General features: G+C 63.9%; 18 protein-coding genes and 1 riboswitch. Of the genes, 5 read left to right on the forward strand and 13 right to left on the reverse strand.

The window, feature by feature from the left end:
- The first annotated feature begins 4 nt into the window (after nucleotides 1-4).
- On the forward strand, nucleotides 5-736 hold the full coding sequence (locus FJ967_RS11400) for a tetratricopeptide repeat protein (protein WP_140731808.1): 732 nt from the start codon (nucleotides 5-7) through the stop codon (nucleotides 734-736).
- 22 nt (nucleotides 737-758) lie between these two features.
- Here FJ967_RS11400 and FJ967_RS11405 read toward each other — a convergent pair whose 3' ends face one another.
- The 7 genes from FJ967_RS11405 to FJ967_RS11435 are packed head-to-tail and all read right to left on the reverse strand — an operon-like array spanning nucleotide 759 to nucleotide 7,315.
- A complete protein-coding gene (locus FJ967_RS11405; RefSeq protein WP_140731809.1) occupies nucleotides 759-1,346 on the reverse strand; it encodes an NAD(P)H-dependent oxidoreductase in 588 nt (195 codons plus the stop codon).
- Nucleotides 1,346-1,927, reverse strand: a complete 582-nt coding sequence (locus FJ967_RS11410) for an NAD(P)H-dependent oxidoreductase (RefSeq protein WP_181175789.1) — start codon at nucleotides 1,925-1,927, stop codon at nucleotides 1,346-1,348. The genes FJ967_RS11405 and FJ967_RS11410 overlap by 1 nt, the downstream gene beginning before the upstream one ends.
- Complete coding sequence (locus FJ967_RS11415) at nucleotides 1,927-3,330, reverse strand: FAD-binding oxidoreductase (protein WP_140731999.1); 1,404 nt, start codon at nucleotides 3,328-3,330, stop codon at nucleotides 1,927-1,929. The genes FJ967_RS11410 and FJ967_RS11415 overlap by 1 nt, the downstream gene beginning before the upstream one ends.
- Nucleotides 3,330-4,631 (reverse strand): cytosine deaminase, encoded by a 1,302-nt coding sequence (locus FJ967_RS11420; RefSeq protein WP_140731811.1) that lies wholly within the window; start codon nucleotides 4,629-4,631, stop codon nucleotides 3,330-3,332. Before FJ967_RS11420 ends, FJ967_RS11415 begins: the two co-directional genes overlap by 1 nt.
- 4 nt (nucleotides 4,632-4,635) lie before the next feature.
- Nucleotides 4,636-5,487 (reverse strand): ABC transporter permease, encoded by an 852-nt coding sequence (locus tag FJ967_RS11425; RefSeq protein ID WP_140731812.1) that lies wholly within the window; start codon nucleotides 5,485-5,487, stop codon nucleotides 4,636-4,638.
- Nucleotides 5,474-6,298 carry an ABC transporter ATP-binding protein gene (locus FJ967_RS11430; protein WP_140731813.1) on the reverse strand — a complete coding sequence of 275 codons (825 nt, stop codon included), beginning with the start codon at nucleotides 6,296-6,298 and terminating at the stop codon, nucleotides 5,474-5,476. The genes FJ967_RS11425 and FJ967_RS11430 overlap by 14 nt, the downstream gene beginning before the upstream one ends.
- A gap of 12 nt (nucleotides 6,299-6,310) precedes the next feature.
- Nucleotides 6,311-7,315 (reverse strand): ABC transporter substrate-binding protein, encoded by a 1,005-nt coding sequence (locus FJ967_RS11435; protein WP_140731814.1) that lies wholly within the window; start codon nucleotides 7,313-7,315, stop codon nucleotides 6,311-6,313.
- A 263-nt stretch (nucleotides 7,316-7,578) separates the two neighbouring features.
- Here FJ967_RS11435 and FJ967_RS11440 point away from each other — a divergent pair, with 263 nt between their 5' ends.
- Nucleotides 7,579-7,962: a RidA family protein gene (locus FJ967_RS11440; RefSeq protein ID WP_140731815.1), complete on the forward strand. Its 384-nt coding sequence runs from the start codon at nucleotides 7,579-7,581 to the stop codon at nucleotides 7,960-7,962.
- 55 nt (nucleotides 7,963-8,017) lie between these two features.
- A complete protein-coding gene (locus tag FJ967_RS11445) occupies nucleotides 8,018-8,821 on the forward strand; it encodes a creatininase family protein (RefSeq protein ID WP_140731816.1) in 804 nt (267 codons plus the stop codon).
- A gap of 4 nt (nucleotides 8,822-8,825) precedes the next feature.
- On the opposite strand, the gene FJ967_RS11450 is transcribed toward FJ967_RS11445, so the two are convergent.
- On the reverse strand, nucleotides 8,826-9,335 hold the full coding sequence (locus FJ967_RS11450) for a tyrosine phosphatase family protein (protein ID WP_140731817.1): 510 nt from the start codon (nucleotides 9,333-9,335) through the stop codon (nucleotides 8,826-8,828).
- On the reverse strand, nucleotides 9,332-10,378 hold the full coding sequence (cobD, locus tag FJ967_RS11455; protein WP_140731818.1) for a threonine-phosphate decarboxylase CobD: 1,047 nt from the start codon (nucleotides 10,376-10,378) through the stop codon (nucleotides 9,332-9,334). The genes FJ967_RS11450 and cobD overlap by 4 nt, the downstream gene beginning before the upstream one ends.
- Between cobD and cbiB the strand changes: the two genes are divergently transcribed.
- Complete coding sequence (gene cbiB / locus FJ967_RS11460; RefSeq protein ID WP_140731819.1) at nucleotides 10,377-11,351, forward strand: adenosylcobinamide-phosphate synthase CbiB; 975 nt, start codon at nucleotides 10,377-10,379, stop codon at nucleotides 11,349-11,351. The genes cobD and cbiB overlap by 2 nt on opposite strands.
- Here cbiB and cobO read toward each other — a convergent pair.
- The 4 genes from cobO to FJ967_RS11480 are packed head-to-tail and all read right to left on the reverse strand — an operon-like array spanning nucleotide 11,348 to nucleotide 13,488.
- Nucleotides 11,348-11,956, reverse strand: a complete 609-nt coding sequence (gene cobO / locus FJ967_RS11465; protein WP_140732000.1) for a cob(I)yrinic acid a,c-diamide adenosyltransferase — start codon at nucleotides 11,954-11,956, stop codon at nucleotides 11,348-11,350. The genes cbiB and cobO overlap by 4 nt on opposite strands.
- Nucleotides 11,957-11,975: 19 nt before the next feature.
- Complete coding sequence (gene cobU, locus FJ967_RS11470) at nucleotides 11,976-12,491, reverse strand: bifunctional adenosylcobinamide kinase/adenosylcobinamide-phosphate guanylyltransferase (RefSeq protein WP_140731820.1); 516 nt, start codon at nucleotides 12,489-12,491, stop codon at nucleotides 11,976-11,978.
- On the reverse strand, nucleotides 12,484-13,293 hold the full coding sequence (locus FJ967_RS11475; protein ID WP_140731821.1) for a CbtA family protein: 810 nt from the start codon (nucleotides 13,291-13,293) through the stop codon (nucleotides 12,484-12,486). Before FJ967_RS11475 ends, cobU begins: the two co-directional genes overlap by 8 nt.
- Nucleotides 13,294-13,308: 15 nt before the next feature.
- The gene (locus FJ967_RS11480; RefSeq protein WP_140731822.1) at nucleotides 13,309-13,488 is read right to left on the reverse strand and encodes a CbtB domain-containing protein; all 180 of its coding nucleotides are present in this window, start codon (nucleotides 13,486-13,488) and stop codon (nucleotides 13,309-13,311) included.
- Between the two features lie 37 nt (nucleotides 13,489-13,525).
- Nucleotides 13,526-13,724, reverse strand: a riboswitch (cobalamin riboswitch).
- A 135-nt stretch (nucleotides 13,725-13,859) separates the two neighbouring features.
- On the opposite strand from FJ967_RS11480, the gene FJ967_RS11485 reads away from it, so the two are divergent.
- Nucleotides 13,860-15,029, forward strand: coding sequence for an aromatic ring-hydroxylating dioxygenase subunit alpha (locus tag FJ967_RS11485; protein WP_140731823.1), 1,170 nt, complete (start codon nucleotides 13,860-13,862; stop codon nucleotides 15,027-15,029).

Below are 15,029 nucleotides of genomic sequence, written 5' to 3' on the forward strand. Positions count from 1 at the left end.
GATCATGATGGCAAGACTGCTGTTTTTGCTGGCGGTGCTGCTTTCCCTGGCCGGCCCTGCCCACGCCGACGACGCACTCGATGCCTATTATGCCGGCGACTACGCCACGGCGCTGACATTGTGGACGAAGATGGCCAGATCGGGCGATCCCGATGCGCAAAACAACATCGGCCATCTCTATGAGAACGGCTTTGGCGTGCCGCAGGATTATGCCAGGGCGCTGGAATGGTATCGCAAGTCCGCCGCCCAGGATTTCTCGGGCGCGCAGAACAATCTCGGCGTCATGTATTCCAACGGCAAGGGAGTGCCGGAAGACAAGGCCGAAGGCGTCAAATGGTTTCGCAAGGCGGCCGAACAGGGCAACGCCAAGGCGCAGTCCAACCTGGCGAATTCCTATCGCAAAGGCGAAGGAGTGGCGAAGGACGGGGCCGAAGCCGTAAAATGGTACCGCAAGTCCGCCGAGCAAGGCTTCGCCAAGGCGCAGTATAGTCTGGGTTATATGTATTACGCTGGTGACGGGGTCGCGCAGGACAAGGCCGAGGCCGTCGAATGGTATCAGAAAGCCGCCGATCAGGGCCAGGTCGATGCCCAGTACAATCTCGGCCTGATGTACTACAACGCCGACGGCGTCCCGGAGGATCTGGCGAAGGCAGCCGAACTGATGCGCCCAGCGGCCGCACAGGGCGACCAGGATGCCCAGGCCATCCTGGACGGCATAGAGAAGAAGCTCAAATGACTATCGCTGGTCCTGGCCAGGCTTAAAACCGCTCGAGCTTCGCGCGCACTTTGACCAGGAAAGCCGCCCGGCTCTTCGGTGTCGACGCATCCATCAGATAATGGGCGAGGAAGAACGTCTTGCAACGTCTGGCGCACAGCGCCCGCATGCCGCGCAGCAGCGTCTTGCGGCCGGGCTGGCCGACGACGACGCTCCACCAGGTCGGTGCGCCGCAGGTGGTGATGACGCCGACCTTGGTGACATGCGTCATCAGCGACTTGATGCTTCCTTTGCCAACCGGCAGCTTGAAGGCGATGTCGGTTGCCCAGACACGGTCGAGCCAGCCCTTCAGCATTGCCGGCAGCCCGTACCACCAGGTCGGATAGACGAACAGGATCGCCTCGGCCCAGGCGAGCAACTCGAAATGCGGCTTCAGCGCCGGGTCCTGTGGCGCCTGATTATTGTAGGCGCGCCGCTCCTCGCAGCCCATCACCGGATCGAATTTCTCGGCATAGAGGTCGAGCAACCGCACCTCCCAGCCTCGCCGCGTCAGCACCTCGACGGCGGTGTCGCGGATCGCGGCGCAAAAGCTCTCCGGCACCGGGTGGCAATAGACGACCAGCGCGCGCATCAGAATACATCCATGCTGGCCGCGACCTTCGTCATGAAAGACTTGCGCGTATCGTCAGTCGACAGGTTCATCGAATAATGCGCGAGATACGAGACGGGAGCGCCGGGCTTGATCGTGGCGCGCAGCATGCGCTTCACGATCTTGCGCGGCGGATCGCCCATCAACATCGCGCGGAACCGGCTGCCGCCATAGGTGGTGACAGCCGTCAGCCTGCGGATGTTGTGCAGTGTCGGGCGCACCTTGCCGTCGACCAGTTTGAACGACACGCCAGGCAGGAAGACGCGGTCGAAAAAGCCTTTCAGAATAGCCGGATAGCCGTAGTTCCACACCGGAAACGACAGCACCAGACCTTCGGCTTTTTGCAACCGTTCGATATAGCTGGCAACCGCATCGTCAGGCCCGCGCTGGTCGTGATAGCCTAGCCGCTCCTGGCGCGTGAGCCTGGGATCGAAATCCTCCGCGTAAAGGTCGCAATCATCGACCGCATGGCCCGCCGCCGTCAGCCGCTCCACGATCGTCCGGTGCAGGCCGGCATTGAAGCTGGTCTCGACCGGATGCGCGTAGAGGACAAGGATGTTCATCAGCCTGCCTTCTGCAGTCCCTTGAACAGAAACGTCCGGCCCGAACGGTAGTCATAGTCCGGGTTTTCCCAGGCTATCATCTTGCCGGGATTGAGCAGGCCTTGCGGATCGGTCTCGCGCTTGAAGGCGAGTTGCACCGCGTCCGTCTGCTTCATGCCGCCCTCTTCCAGCGTGTAGCGGTGCGGGTTGAAGATCGGGCAGCCATTGTCCTCGTGCAGGCGGATGATCTCGTCGAGCCGCGCCTCGGTGGTGAACTTGACCAGCGGCAGGCCGAAGCAGGTGATGTTGCCGTCCAGCCGCACGAATTCGAGATGCGAGAAGACTTCGCCCGGGAACATCGCGTCCATCTTCTCGACCAGCGCCAGCTGGTTGGGAAAAGGATAAAGCGATTGCAGGTAGGTGATCGAGGGATCGACGCGCAGCGCTCGCAGCGTCGTGTGGTTCCAGGCCAGCTCATAGGCGGGCGGCAGGCCCTTTTTCTCCTCCGGTGTCGCCGTGGTGGCGTTGTAGATCACCTCACCGCCGGCGCGACGCGTAAAGGCCAGGAAGGCGTCCAGCCCATGCGACGCCACCATGACGACGCAGACGCTTTGCCCTTCCCTGAAAAACTTCTGGTGGCGCTTGAAATAAAGCTGCGGCACGGGCGCCGATATCGGCGTGATCAGCTTGGTCAGGATGCCGTCCTGGCAGGCCAGCGCATTGCCGTAGCGCGCCGCATCCATGAAGGCGTCGAAGCCGACGATGACGTCGATCCAGTCATAGGCTGCCGTCAGTGGCATCTCGACTTCCGATATGATGCCATTGGTGCCGTAAGCGTGGGTGACCTTGTGCAGGTCCTCGCCGGTAAGTTCCAGCACATTCGGCTCGGCCTCCATCGTCACCACGCGCAGCCGCAGCACATTGCCGAAATCGCGCAGGCCGCCGAAATTGATCGAGCCGACGCCGCCCGAACCGCCGGCGATGAAGCCGCCTATCGAGGCTGTGTTGTAGGTCGAGGGTGAGAGCCTCAATTCCTGCCCCGAATATGCCCGCGTCGCCTTGTCGATATCGGCCAGGATGGCGCCCGGCCCGGTCACCACGCGCCCCGGCGCGATCGACTTGATCTCGTTCATCTCGGCAAGGTTCAGCACCACGCCGCCCGACAGCGGCATCGCCTGGCCGTAATTGCCTGTGCCGCTGCCGCGCGGCGTTACCGGCACGCCATGCCTGTGACAGGCAGCGAGCATGCGAATCAGCTCCGCTTCGTCCTTCGGCGTCGCGATCAGGTCGCCGGTGACATGGTCGAGCTGCTGTTTCAGCACCGGGCTGTACCAATAGAAGTCGCGGCTTTTCTGCTGGACGATCGCCGGATTGTCGTCGAGTTTTATCCCGTCGAGATCGCGTTTCAGCGCGGCGATGTCCATCATTCCACCATCAGTCCGTCAAGTTCGGCGTAATCGGGCAATTGCCGGTCGATCGCTCGTCCGGCGCGCACGACGATGCGATCCGATTCGGGCCGCGACAGCAATTCCGTCCAGCTTCGACCTTTGAACAGGATGAAGTCGGCATCGCCGCCGGTGGCAAGCGTTCCGAAGCCATCGAGCCGCATCACCTTGGCTGGCGTCGCGGCAACCGCCTGCGGCCAGTCGGCGACCGGATGGTCGAAATGCAGGATACGCGTCGCCATGCGGTAAACCTCCAGCATGTCGAGGTCGCCATAGGCGTAGAAGGGATCGCGCGTGTTGTCGGAAGCGACCGCGACCGGAATGCCCCTCGCCTTCATCTCGTGCAGCAGCGTCACGCCACGCCAGCGGGGCGTGGTTTGATCAGCGCGACGATCCTGCAGATAGAGATTGCACATAGGCAGCGACACCACCGCCAGCCCTGCCTTTGCCACCTTGTCCAGCGTGTCCAGCACTTCCAGATCGGGCTGGCGCGCCAGCGAGCAGCAATGGCCGACGAGGACCTTGCCCTCGAAGCCGTTCCACAGCGCGGCCTCGGCGATCTTCTTCAGCGAGGTCGCGGCGACGTCGTCGGTTTCGTCGGCGTGGAAATCGAGGTCCAGACCATGCTTGATCGCTTGCGCGAAGACCTGGTCGAGCAACTTCTCCAGATCCGGCACCATGTAGGTGACCACACCCAGCACGCCCCTGGCGGCGGCCACACGCTTGGCCAGCCTGTCGAACCACTTGTTGTCGCGTACACCCTCGATGCCGAGCAGGCAGGCACCCTGCAATTCGATGCGGCCGCGCCATGCCTCGCGCATCGTCTCGAACACCGGCCAGGAGATTTCCTCCTGCGGGGCGACGCTGTCGATATGGGTTCTGAGCGCGCTGGTGCCATGCGCGTAGGCGGCGCGCAGCGAGAAATCCATGCGCCTGGCGAGGTCCTCGGCGCTCCAGCGCGCCACGCGGTCGGCGCCGGCGGCATTGAGCGCGCCCATGAAGGTACCGTCGGGATTGGGCTTTCGCGGCCAGATATGACCCTTGTCGATATGGGTATGGCAATCGACGAAGCACGGCAGCACGATACGGCCGGCGACATCGACCGCATCGGCAGCGGCCTTTGACCGGTCATGTGCGGTGATGCCGGAGATTTTGCCGTCCGCGACACTGATGTCGACGCGTGCAAAGCCGTCGCTGTCGAACGCGGCGGCAACGCCTTTCGTCAGCGATGCATGAATTCGCGCATTGGCGAGCCGGTATGAAGCTGCGTTCGGAATCAAGGACCTAGCGCTCCTGCTTCAGCGCGCTCTCATGCCAGCGCCGCAAAATGAGATGCGATATCAGCGACAGCACCAGGAAGATCAGGATACCGGTCAGCGAGATCAGCAACAGCGCCGCGAACAGCCTTGGCGCGTTGAGTCGGTAGCCGGCCTCGATGATACGCGAGGCGAGCCCCGACGACTGCCCGGTGGTGCCGGCAACGAATTCGGCGACCACGGCGCCGATCAGCGACAGGCCGCCGGCAATCTTCAACCCGCCGAGGAAATACGGCATCGCCGCCGGCAGCCTGAGATAGCGTAATTGCTGCCAGCGCGTGGCGCCATTGAGCTTGAACAGGTCGCGCAGATTGCGGTCAACGGAGTTGAGGCCAAGCGTGGTGTTGGACAGGATCGGGAAGAAGGCGACGATCCAGGCACAGAGCAGGAGCTTGGTCGTCTGGTTGTTCACATAGATGTTGATCAGCGGAAAGATCGCCACGATCGGCGTCACCTGCAGCACGATGGCGAACGGGAAGAACGACATCTCCACCCATTTCGATTGCGCGAAAAGCACCGACAGGCCGACGCCGCCGATGACGGCCAAGGCCAGGCTGAGGAAGGTGATGCGTAAAGTGACCAGCAGCGAGGAAAACAACAGGCCGGCATCATTGTAGAGCGTCTGCATGACCACACCAGGACGCGGCAGGATGTATTGCGGGACCTCGTTCCAGACGCAGATGCGGTCCCACAGCCAGATCGCCAGGATCATGATCGCCAACGGCAGCAGCCAGCGCCCGATCCGCTCGAACCGCTCCTGGCGCACACGGCGCGCTTCCTCTGGGTCGAGCTTGAGCGTCCGCTCGTCAATGGCCGTCATGGTGCAAGCCCGCTGTTGAATTGATGGCGTTGACCAGCACGTCCGAGGCCTGCCGGCACAGGCCCGCATAGTCGGGCGAGGTGCGAAACGCTTCGTCGCGCGGATAGGCGGCCTCGATGGCAAGTTCGTCGAACACCCTGCCCGGCCGCGCCGCCATGACGACGACGCGGTTGGACAAAAACACGCTTTCAAAGACGCTGTGGGTGACGAAGACGACGGTGAAGCGCTCGTCCTGCCAGAGCTCGAGCAGATCGTTGTTGAGCTTGAAGCGGGTGATCTCGTCGAGCGCGGCGAACGGTTCGTCCATCAAAAGCACGCGCGGCTTGGTCACCATGGCGCGCGCGATCGACACCCGCATCTTCATGCCGCCCGACAGTTCGCGGGGCACCGCGTTCTCGAAGCCGGTCAGGTGAACCCGCGCCAGCATCTGCGTGATCGCAGGCGCTGCCTTGGCGCGGGAAATGCCTTTCAGCCTGAGCGGCAGCCAGACATTGTCGAAGACGCTCGCCCACGGCAGCAGCGTCGGCTCCTGGAAGACGAAGCCGATATTGGCGCGGTCAAGCGAGCCGCCGCCGCGCCAGTCGAGCACGCCGGAAGTCGGCGTCGACAGGCCGGCGATCAGCCTGAGCGCCGTAGACTTGCCGCAACCGGATGGTCCGAGCAGGCTGAGGAAATCGCCTTCCCGGATCGTCAGGTCGACATCGCTGAGCGCTGTCACGCCGTTGGAAAACACCTTGCCGACGCCACGCAACGCCAGAAGCGTCGGGGCGACGGCCGATGCTGGCGCTTGCGCCACCTGTTCCCGCATCATCCCGCGGCCGGCCTATTTCTTCAGCTCGACCCCGACGCCCTTGTTGACGAAGGCCAGCGTGTAGCCCTTGGTGATGTCGATGCCTTCAGGCGTGACCTTGGCCTTGACCATCTTGTCATAGAAGCTCTTGATGCGTGCGTCGGTCATGGCGCCAATGCCGAGTTTCTCGGTGTCGCCGGAATCAGCGAGGCCGAACTTCTTCATCTGCTCGATCGAGAAGGCGATCTGCTCATCGCTCATGTCAGGATTGTCTTTCTTGATCATGTCGTTGGCGGCCTTGTTGTCGCCGTAGAGGTACTTGTACCAGCCCTTGGCTGAACCATCGACGAAGCACTGGACCACCTCGGGCTTCTTGTCGATCGTGTCCTGCATCACCTCGATCGTCGTCGAGTAGGTATCCCAGCCATAATCGGCGAGCAGGAACTGGTTCGGCACGAAGCCGCCCTCCTTCTTGACCGCGAACGGCTCCGACGTGACGTAACCTTGCTGGATCGACTTCTTGTTGGCGAGGAAAGGTGCGGTGTTGTAGGTGTAGGGCGCGCGCTTGGAGGCGTCGAAGCCGAGCGCGGTGACCATCCACTGGAAGAAGGTCTGCACGCCTTCGTCGCCAAGGATATACTGGTCGGCGTTCTTCAAATCCTCCCATTTGTCGAGCCCCTCGCCGGGGTGGGACATGATGACCTGCGGATCCTTTTGGAAGTCGGCCGCCACCACGCGCATTGGGATGCCTTGCTGGACGGCATCGAAGGCGGACAGCAGATTGCCGCCCATGTAGAAATCGATCTTGCCGGCCAACAGCATCGGCCGGCCGGCAACCTGTGGCCCGCCCTGCATGATGGTGACGTCGAGGCCGCAGGCCGCATAGGTGCCGTCCGCCACGGCCTGGTAATAGCCGCCATGTTCCGGCTCAGCCAGCCAGTTGGTGCCGAAAGTGACTTTTTCGTTCGCCGCGGCACCCAGCGTGCTGGCGGCCAGCAGCGCCATCACCGCCACCGAGATCTTCTGTTTTGCGTACATAACACCACCCTTTATTTGCTCCGGCGCGGCACGCGCCAGGCTCGACACCGAAGATTCAAGAAGCAAGACACATGCCACCAGCGTCATGCGCCGGGACCCGCCCGCCTGCACCACAGCCATCTGGAAGCCGGAAAGGTCGTGCTGCACCGGAGGGCATCGTGCCCATTTTTTAACCGCCTGTCCACAATCGCTCCAGCGGCATGCACCGCCATCTTGAGGGCACGGCCGATCCGGTCTTAAGTGATAGTATCCAGGAGATTGCCATGTTCAAATTCCTCACCCCGAAGTCGATCAAGCCGCCCTTTGCCCGCTACAGCCACGGCGTCGAGGTGCCGGCCGGCAAGCGCCTGGTGCTGTGCTCGGGCCAGGTCGCCATCACCGCCGACGACCAGATACCGGAAGACGCAGGCGCGCAGGCCGAACTCTGCTTCCGCAACATCGCCGCCGTGCTGGGCGAAGCCGGGCTGGGATTGCCGGACATCGTTCGCATCAACGCCTATGTCACCGACCGCGCGCATCTGCGACCCTACATGGATGTTCGCGACCGGCTGTTTTCGAGCCCGGCGCCGGCCTCGACGCTGATGATCGTTTCCGGCTTCGCCCGACCGGAATTCAAGGTCGAGGTCGAAGCCATCGCGGCCGGATGATCGACAGCGAAGGCCTGCCGCGCTAGGTCTCGTTCTTCCATTAATGAGGCATGGCATGACTGTTGCGAAAAGACGCGTCTGGTGGGGCGATTACCGGACAACCGAATATGCCTCGATCGATCCCGAGGCAACGATAGCCGTGCTGCCGGTGGCGGCGATCGAACAGCATGGACCGCATCTGCCTGTCTCGACCGACACCTCGATCATGAACGGCATGCTGGACACAGTGATCGCACGCCTGCCCGACGATCTCGATATCCGCATCCTGCCGGTCCAGGCGGTGGGCAAATCGAACGAGCATCTGCGCGCGCAGGGCACGCTGACCTTGCCGGCAGCGACGCTGATCGAGGCGTGGACCGAGCTTGGCCTCTCGATCGCGCGCGCCGGCGTGCGCAAGCTCATCGTCGTCAACTCGCATGGCGGCAATGAAGAAATCATGGGCATCGTCACGCGCGAGCTGCGCGTGCGTGAGAATATGCTGGCGGTGAAGACCAGTTGGCAGCGCTTTGGCCGCCCGGCCGGCATGTACACCGAACTCGAGGATCGCCACGGCATCCATGGCGGCGACGTCGAGACGTCGCTTATGCTGCATTTCCGGCCTGAGCTTGTCGACATGGGCAAGGCCGACAACTTCGTTTCCAACGTCGCCAAGGCTGAAAAAGAGTTCTCGTTGCTGCGCCAGACCGGCACGCACGCCTTCGCCTGGATCGCCGGCGATCTCAACCCCAACGGCGTGGTCGGCGACGCCAGCATCGCGACATCGCAGAAAGGCCGGCTGACGGCGGAGCATCAAGCCGACGGCTTCATCAGCCTGCTTCGGGATGTGCGCAAGGCGAAGTTGGCCGAATTGCTGAGGTAGCCGGCTAATAATCTATCTTCAGTCCGAACGGCGTGCCTTCGAAGGCGTCGGCACCCCGGCCGATCGACTGGATCGCCTCGATCATGCGGCCATTGCGATCAAGCAAAACATCGGCCACCGCGATCAGCCGAGGGTTGGGCGTCGCCGAGGGCGACAGCGCCCGCAACGTCTGGGCCAGTTCCATCTCGTCGCGTTTGGGCGCCAACGCCGCGGTGATGATGTAGGCCGAAGCAGTCGAGCGGCTGATGCCGGCATAGCAGTGCACGACCATCGGCTTTGCCCGGTCCCAGCGGCGCGCGAAATCGAGCAGGCTGCGCACATGCTCTTCGCCTGGCATGGTCATGCCGTCCTGCGCCACCGCGATGTCATGCATGACCAGATGCAGGTGGTTTTCCCGTGCGATCGACGCCGGGCGTGCGACATCGGTTCCGGCGGAGAGCAGCGACAGCATATGGGCGGCGCCGGTCCGTGCCACCGTTTCCTCGATCTTTGCCAGCGAGCAGACATGGATCATGGTTTGGAATCCTTCGATCGATCCTCGCGCCGCGACGCCCATTCGGCAAGGGCGGATTCGAGCCGTTGCCATTCCTCCTGACTCCCCGGCAGGCCTGCGCGCAGGACATGCGGCCGATCGACAAAGTGCCGAAGCAGGATGCCGCGCTCGCCAAGCGCGGAAAACAGGCCGGCGGCATCCGGCAGGCCGAGATAGCGAAACAGCGTAGTGCCGCCGGTGACGGGCACGCCGAAACGGCCGAACAGCGCGTCGAGCCGCGCCGCGGCCTCGGCCAGCGACGCCCGCATCGCCTCCTGCCAACCGATATCGCCTAGCGCCCGAATGCCGTATTCCAGCGCCGGGCCGGCGACGGCCCACGGCCCGAATTGTGTTTCCAGCCGGTCTACCGTTGCGACATCGGAAAGCGCGAAGCCAAGCCGCAGTCCGGCCAGCCCGAAGAACTTGCCGAAGGAGCGCAGCACGACGATGCCACCCTGACCGACGTCAGCCGCAAGGCTGTGCTCGCGCGGACCGACATCCATGAAGGCCTCGTCGATGACCAGCAGCCCGCCCTTGGCCCGCAGTCCGGCGGCCAGCCCCAGCAGCCGGTCGCGCTCGACGACGCGCCCGTCCGGATTGTTCGGATTGACGATGATGGCAAGATCGGCGTCGGCGAGGGCCGAAAAATCGCCGACCTCGGCCACCTCGTGTCCGGCGATATCAGCGGCGCGGGCATGTTCGGCATAAGTCGGCCCCAGCACCAACGCCTTGCCGGGCCGGACCAACGATGCCACGCGCGGCAACAGAATCTGCGTGCCCGGCGCCGCCACGATATTGTCCGTCGAAGGCGCGCCATAGGTTTTGGCCGCAATCTCAATCAGCTCACGGCCGCGCGCTGCCTCCGGCAATCGCCACAGGGAGGTGGCGGGCAGGTCGAAAAGCGGATAGGAGTGCGGGTTGATACCGGTCGAGAGGTCGACGAAAGGCAGCACGGCATTGGGGAAAAGCGCCCTTGCCCGGCCAAGACTTCCACCATGGTCCACCGCTCCTTCAAGAAGCTTCATGTCAGTCCTGATCGCTTTCCTGTCATTGGTTGTCGAATTCGCCCTCGGTTATCCCGACTGGCTGTTTCGCGCCGTCGGCCATCCGGTGACGTGGTTCGGCAGGCTGATATCCTTTCTCGACATCAGGCTCAACCGCGCCACTGATCCCGACGCGTTGCGTCGCCAACGTGGTGTCCAGGCGCTTCTGGTCATCGTGCTGGTGCCGGCGGTGATTGGCCTTTGCGTGCAGCTTTTCCTGCTCTGGTTCGTCCCCCTTGGGCTGATTGTCGCCGTCCTTCTGGCGACGTCGCTTCTGTCGCAAAAGAGCCTCTATGAACATGTCGAAGCCGTCGCCGACGCGCTCGACAGCGGCGGCCTCGACATGGGCAGGGCCGCCGTCTCGCGAATCGTCGGCCGCGATCCCGAAACGCTGGACAGAGCCGGCGTCTGCCGCGCCGCGATCGAGAGCCTGGCGGAGAACTTCTCCGACGGCATCGTCGCGCCTGCCTTCTGGACCGGTGTCGGCGGGCTGGCCGGCGGCGCCGCCTACAAGGCCGCCAACACCGCCGATTCGATGATCGGCCACCGCACCCCGCGCCACGAGGCCTTCGGCTGGGCCGCAGCGCGCTTCGACGATTGGATCAATCTTCCAGCTTCACGGCTGACGGCTATGCTGATCGTGCTGGCGGCTTTCCTGGCGAAGGGCGCCGACCCCGGCAATGCCTGGCAGGCCGTGCGGCGCGACGCGAAAAAACACCGCTCACCCAATGCCGGCTGGCCGGAAGCGGCCATGGCCGGCGCGCTTGGTCTGGCGCTCGCCGGACCGCGCAGCTATGGCGGCGTCGTGGTCGACGACGTCTTCATGGGCGAAGGCGGCCGGCGCGATGTCGACAGCGGCGATATCAGGCGCGCGCTGCAACTCTATCGTGTCGCCGACTGGCTGCTGATTGGTCTGTTTGGCCTGGTCGCCGTGATCGCGATCCTGGCGTTCTAGAACTCGATGCCTTGCTGCGCTTTCACGCCGGCGGAAAAATGGTGCTTGGTCAGCCCCATCTCGGTGACCAGATCCGCGGCCTCGACCAGCGCCGGCTTGGCATTGCGGCCGGTGACGACGACATGCAGGCCTTCGCGGCGCGCTTTGAGCGCACCAACCACCTTGTCGAGATCGAGATAATCGTAGCGCAGCGCGATGTTGAGTTCATCGAGCACGACGAGGCTGATCGAGGGGTCGGCGATCAATTCCAGCGCCTTGCCCCAGGCGGCTTCCGCTGCCGCGATGTCGCGCTTCAGATCCTGCGTCTCCCAGGTAAAGCCCTCGCCCATCGCATGCCAGACGACGCGGTCGCCGAAGGCGGCAAACGCGTCCTTCTCGCCAGTGTGCCATTTGCCCTTGATGAACTGGACGACGCCGACGCGCTTGCCATAGCCGAGCATGCGCAACGCCAGACCGAAGGCGGCCGTGGTCTTGCCTTTGCCGGGGCCGGTGTTGACGATCAGCAGCCCCTTCTCGATCGTCTTGCCAGCCACCTCGGCGTCCTGCACGGCCTTGCGCTTGGCCATCTTGGCGCGATGGCGCTCTTCTTCCTTGGCTTCGGTCATCCCGTTGTCTTCGGTCATCTCATTTCACCTTGAGCGGCAGCCCAGCCACCATCAGGAGCACCGTGTCGGCGACCGCGGCGACCCGCTGGTTGAGCCGGCCGGCATCGTCACGAAAACGCCGCGCCAGCGCATTGTCGGGCACGATGCCTTGCCCGACCTCGTTCGACACCACGAACCACGGCCCGCGCGGCCGCGACAGCACGTCGGCCAGCCGCCGGCAAGCGGCATCGACGTCGTGATCCGCCAGCATGTGATTGGTCAGCCACAGCGTCAGACAGTCGACCAGCACAGGCTGATTATCAGGCAACGCCACCAGCGCTTCGGCAAGATCGAGCGGCGCGTCGATGGTTGACCAGCCCTGACCGCGCCGCGAGCGGTGCAGCGCGATCCGCTCGCGCATCTCCTCGTCATAGGCTTGCGCGGTGGCGATGTAGGACCATGGCGCGGGCAATGCCGTCACCAGGGTTTCGGCGTGCGCACTCTTTCCGGAGCGCGCACCACCGATGATGAAGGTCAGCTTGCCCTGATCAGGCAAAGCTGTCGCGCAGGCTGGTCGCCGTGCCGGTGAAGCGCCCGCGCACAACGCCGACGACCGCGCCGAGAACCAGCCAGAACACCAGATTGGTCAGCGTCACCGCCACCACGAACTGGTGATGCAGGCCTTCCGGGATCGGCGTCTCGAAGCTGTCGGGCTGCGGCGCACCGACGATATGCGGGGCAACGATCAGCAGCACGGCAAGGATTGCCAGCGGCAGCGATTTGCGGAACGCGATAAGGCCAAGCCCGATGGCGGTCGCGATCACGGTTGCAACCCACCAGATCTGGCGCTGCGTGAGGTCGGCGGCCGGCATGGCCGGCAGTTCCGGTGGCAGGCCGAGGCCCGGCGCCAGCGTGAACACGGCAAATCCGGCCAGTCCCCAGAACACACCCTGGCGCCAGTTGCCGATGCCGCCGGCGAATTCCGAAACCGCGACCAGGATCAGTGCGAAGCCGATGCCGGTGACGACGTTGGAAACGACGTTGAAGGCAAAGCGCTCGAAGCCGTCGGCCGGCGCCCAGCCTTCGTCCTCGGCGGGCGCGGCCGCCGCGGCCGGAGCCGGCGTGGCGGCGCTCATCGTATTTGACGCCGCCGGGGCGGCGGAACTCATTGCGTTGCCGCCGGCCGCATCGGCCGGCGCCGCGGCATGATCGTGGCTGTGGCCGCCTTCAGCCTGTTCGTAGACCTCGGCCTTCAGGATGAGCGGCACGGTGGCATAGGCCTGCATGCAAGCGAGAACGACGCCGGCCACGAGCCCTGTGATCGCCGCGATGAACACGACGTTGCGAAACAGATTCATGATGTCAAATCCCTCTCAGTGGCAGGGGAACGCCATCGAATGGCGATTGTCATGACCGGCATTGTGGACCGCATCGATATGCGAGAAGCCAACGAAGCCGATGATGAAGGTGCCGAGCAGCGCGGCGAGCGCGAGCTGCATGAAGCGCGACTGCGAGGAGACGGAAGCGCCGAGGGAGACTGTAGCAGTGGTCATTTCTTGTCCTTTCGCCCTCCACCCGAGGGCATAGAAGTCACTCATTTTTGCCGCCGGCAGGTCTCCTGGCTCGCGGATCAGCGCCCTTCCCCACCTTCCCGAAGAACAATCTTCAGTGGCATATGGAGAGGACTACCGCACACAGTTGCGGGGGCAGCCACGGCATTGGGCTCGAATAAAGCCCGCACCGCATTCCCTCTTGGCTCCAAAGCGGAACCGACGACAAATGTGACTATAGGGAAAATCGCGACCTCCGGCAAACCAAATTCCGACGGCGACAAGCGCTTTAGCGGCGTCGGGCGGCCCTGCCCGCCGCAATTGACAATTGCCGTGACTGGGTGTCGGCTGGCCTCTTCATGAGGAAGCCCGCCATGCAGCCCGGCCAGAGCCAGCGCGATCCCTATAATGGCCTCACCCGGGCCGAGCCCACATTGCCTTCTTCGGCCTATTGGGACGTCGAGAACTATCAGCGCGACCTCGATGCCATCTGGTACCGAAGCTGGCTGCTGGTCTGCCGCGAGGCCGATCTGGCGCAGCCGCTGGCCTTCCGTCGATTCCGCATCGGCACGCAGGACATCCTCGTGCTGCGCGACGACACCGGCGCATTGCGCGCCTTCCACAACACCTGCCGCCATCGCGGCTCGCAGCTTTGCCAGGAGAGCGAGGGCCGGCTGAAGGCGCGGCTGATCACCTGCCCGTACCACGCCTGGTCCTACTCGTTGCGTGGCGACCTCGTGCGCGTGCCGTCGAAGTCGCTGCCTGACGGGTTCGACAAGGCAGATCACCCGCTCTACCGCGTCGCGCTCTCGGTGTGGCGGGGCTTCGTCTTCGTCAACCTTGCTGAAGATGCCGCGGGTTCGGCGCAATCCGCATTCGATCCTGCGTCCGGCAACCTCGGCAACTGGCCGCTCGAATCGCTGGTGTCAGGCCATGTGCTGCGCAAGGTGATGCACTGCAACTGGAAGATCTTCTGGGAGAACTTCAACGAGTGCCTGCATTGCCCCGGCGTTCACAAGGACCTGTCGCGGCTGGTGCCGATCTATGGCCGTGGCCTGATGAGCCGGCATGACGACCCCGAATGGACACGGCACGCCGACAATGACACGCCGGAGTTTTCCGGCGGCTTGCGCGCGGGCGCCGAGACATGGTCGCGCGATGGCCAGGCGCATGGGCCGGTCTTCCCGGGGCTGACGCCTGTCGAACGCGCCGCCGGCCAGACCTATGCCACCAGCCTGCCTTCGATGTTCATCGTCGGCCATGTCGACTATGTCAGGACCGTGCGCCTTGTGCCGCTCGGTCCCGAACAGACCGAGCTTGTCGCGGAATGGCTGTTCACGCCCGAGGCGCTGGCAACGACCGACATCGACAACATCATCGCCTTCGGCACACAGGTGCTGGAGGAGGATGCGGCGATCTGCGAGGTCAACCAGAGGGGCCTGCGCTCGATGCGCCATACCACCGGCGTGCTGATGCCCGAGGAATATGAGCTGCACCGCTTCCACAATTGGGTGCGCGGGCGCCATGCGGCGCTTTCATCCTGA

Origin of the sequence: Mesorhizobium sp. B2-3-4 (genome assembly GCF_006442315.1) — a bacterium.
GTDB lineage: Bacteria > Pseudomonadota > Alphaproteobacteria > Rhizobiales > Rhizobiaceae > Mesorhizobium.

Bases quoted from the DNA above. Each gene is read 5' to 3' on its own strand.
- FJ967_RS11400 (WP_140731808.1), top strand. From the start codon at position 5: ATGATGGCAAGACTGCTGTTTTTGCTGGCGGTGCTGCTTTCCCTGGCC.
- FJ967_RS11405 (WP_140731809.1), bottom strand. From the start codon at position 1,346: ATGCGCGCGCTGGTCGTCTATTGCCACCCGGTGCCGGAGAGCTTTTGC.
- FJ967_RS11410 (WP_181175789.1), bottom strand. From the start codon at position 1,927: ATGAACATCCTTGTCCTCTACGCGCATCCGGTCGAGACCAGCTTCAAT.
- FJ967_RS11415 (WP_140731999.1), bottom strand. From the start codon at position 3,330: ATGGACATCGCCGCGCTGAAACGCGATCTCGACGGGATAAAACTCGAC.
- FJ967_RS11425 (WP_140731812.1), bottom strand. From the start codon at position 5,487: ATGACGGCCATTGACGAGCGGACGCTCAAGCTCGACCCAGAGGAAGCG.
- FJ967_RS11430 (WP_140731813.1), bottom strand. From the start codon at position 6,298: ATGATGCGGGAACAGGTGGCGCAAGCGCCAGCATCGGCCGTCGCCCCG.
- FJ967_RS11435 (WP_140731814.1), bottom strand. From the start codon at position 7,315: ATGTACGCAAAACAGAAGATCTCGGTGGCGGTGATGGCGCTGCTGGCC.
- FJ967_RS11440 (WP_140731815.1), top strand. From the start codon at position 7,579: ATGTTCAAATTCCTCACCCCGAAGTCGATCAAGCCGCCCTTTGCCCGC.
- FJ967_RS11445 (WP_140731816.1), top strand. From the start codon at position 8,018: ATGACTGTTGCGAAAAGACGCGTCTGGTGGGGCGATTACCGGACAACC.
- FJ967_RS11450 (WP_140731817.1), bottom strand. From the start codon at position 9,335: ATGATCCATGTCTGCTCGCTGGCAAAGATCGAGGAAACGGTGGCACGG.
- cbiB (WP_140731819.1), top strand. From the start codon at position 10,377: ATGTCAGTCCTGATCGCTTTCCTGTCATTGGTTGTCGAATTCGCCCTC.
- cobD (WP_140731818.1), bottom strand. From the start codon at position 10,378: ATGAAGCTTCTTGAAGGAGCGGTGGACCATGGTGGAAGTCTTGGCCGG.
- cobO (WP_140732000.1), bottom strand. From the start codon at position 11,956: ATGACCGAAGCCAAGGAAGAAGAGCGCCATCGCGCCAAGATGGCCAAG.
- FJ967_RS11475 (WP_140731821.1), bottom strand. From the start codon at position 13,293: ATGAATCTGTTTCGCAACGTCGTGTTCATCGCGGCGATCACAGGGCTC.
- FJ967_RS11480 (WP_140731822.1), bottom strand. From the start codon at position 13,488: ATGACCACTGCTACAGTCTCCCTCGGCGCTTCCGTCTCCTCGCAGTCG.
- FJ967_RS11485 (WP_140731823.1), top strand. From the start codon at position 13,860: ATGCAGCCCGGCCAGAGCCAGCGCGATCCCTATAATGGCCTCACCCGG.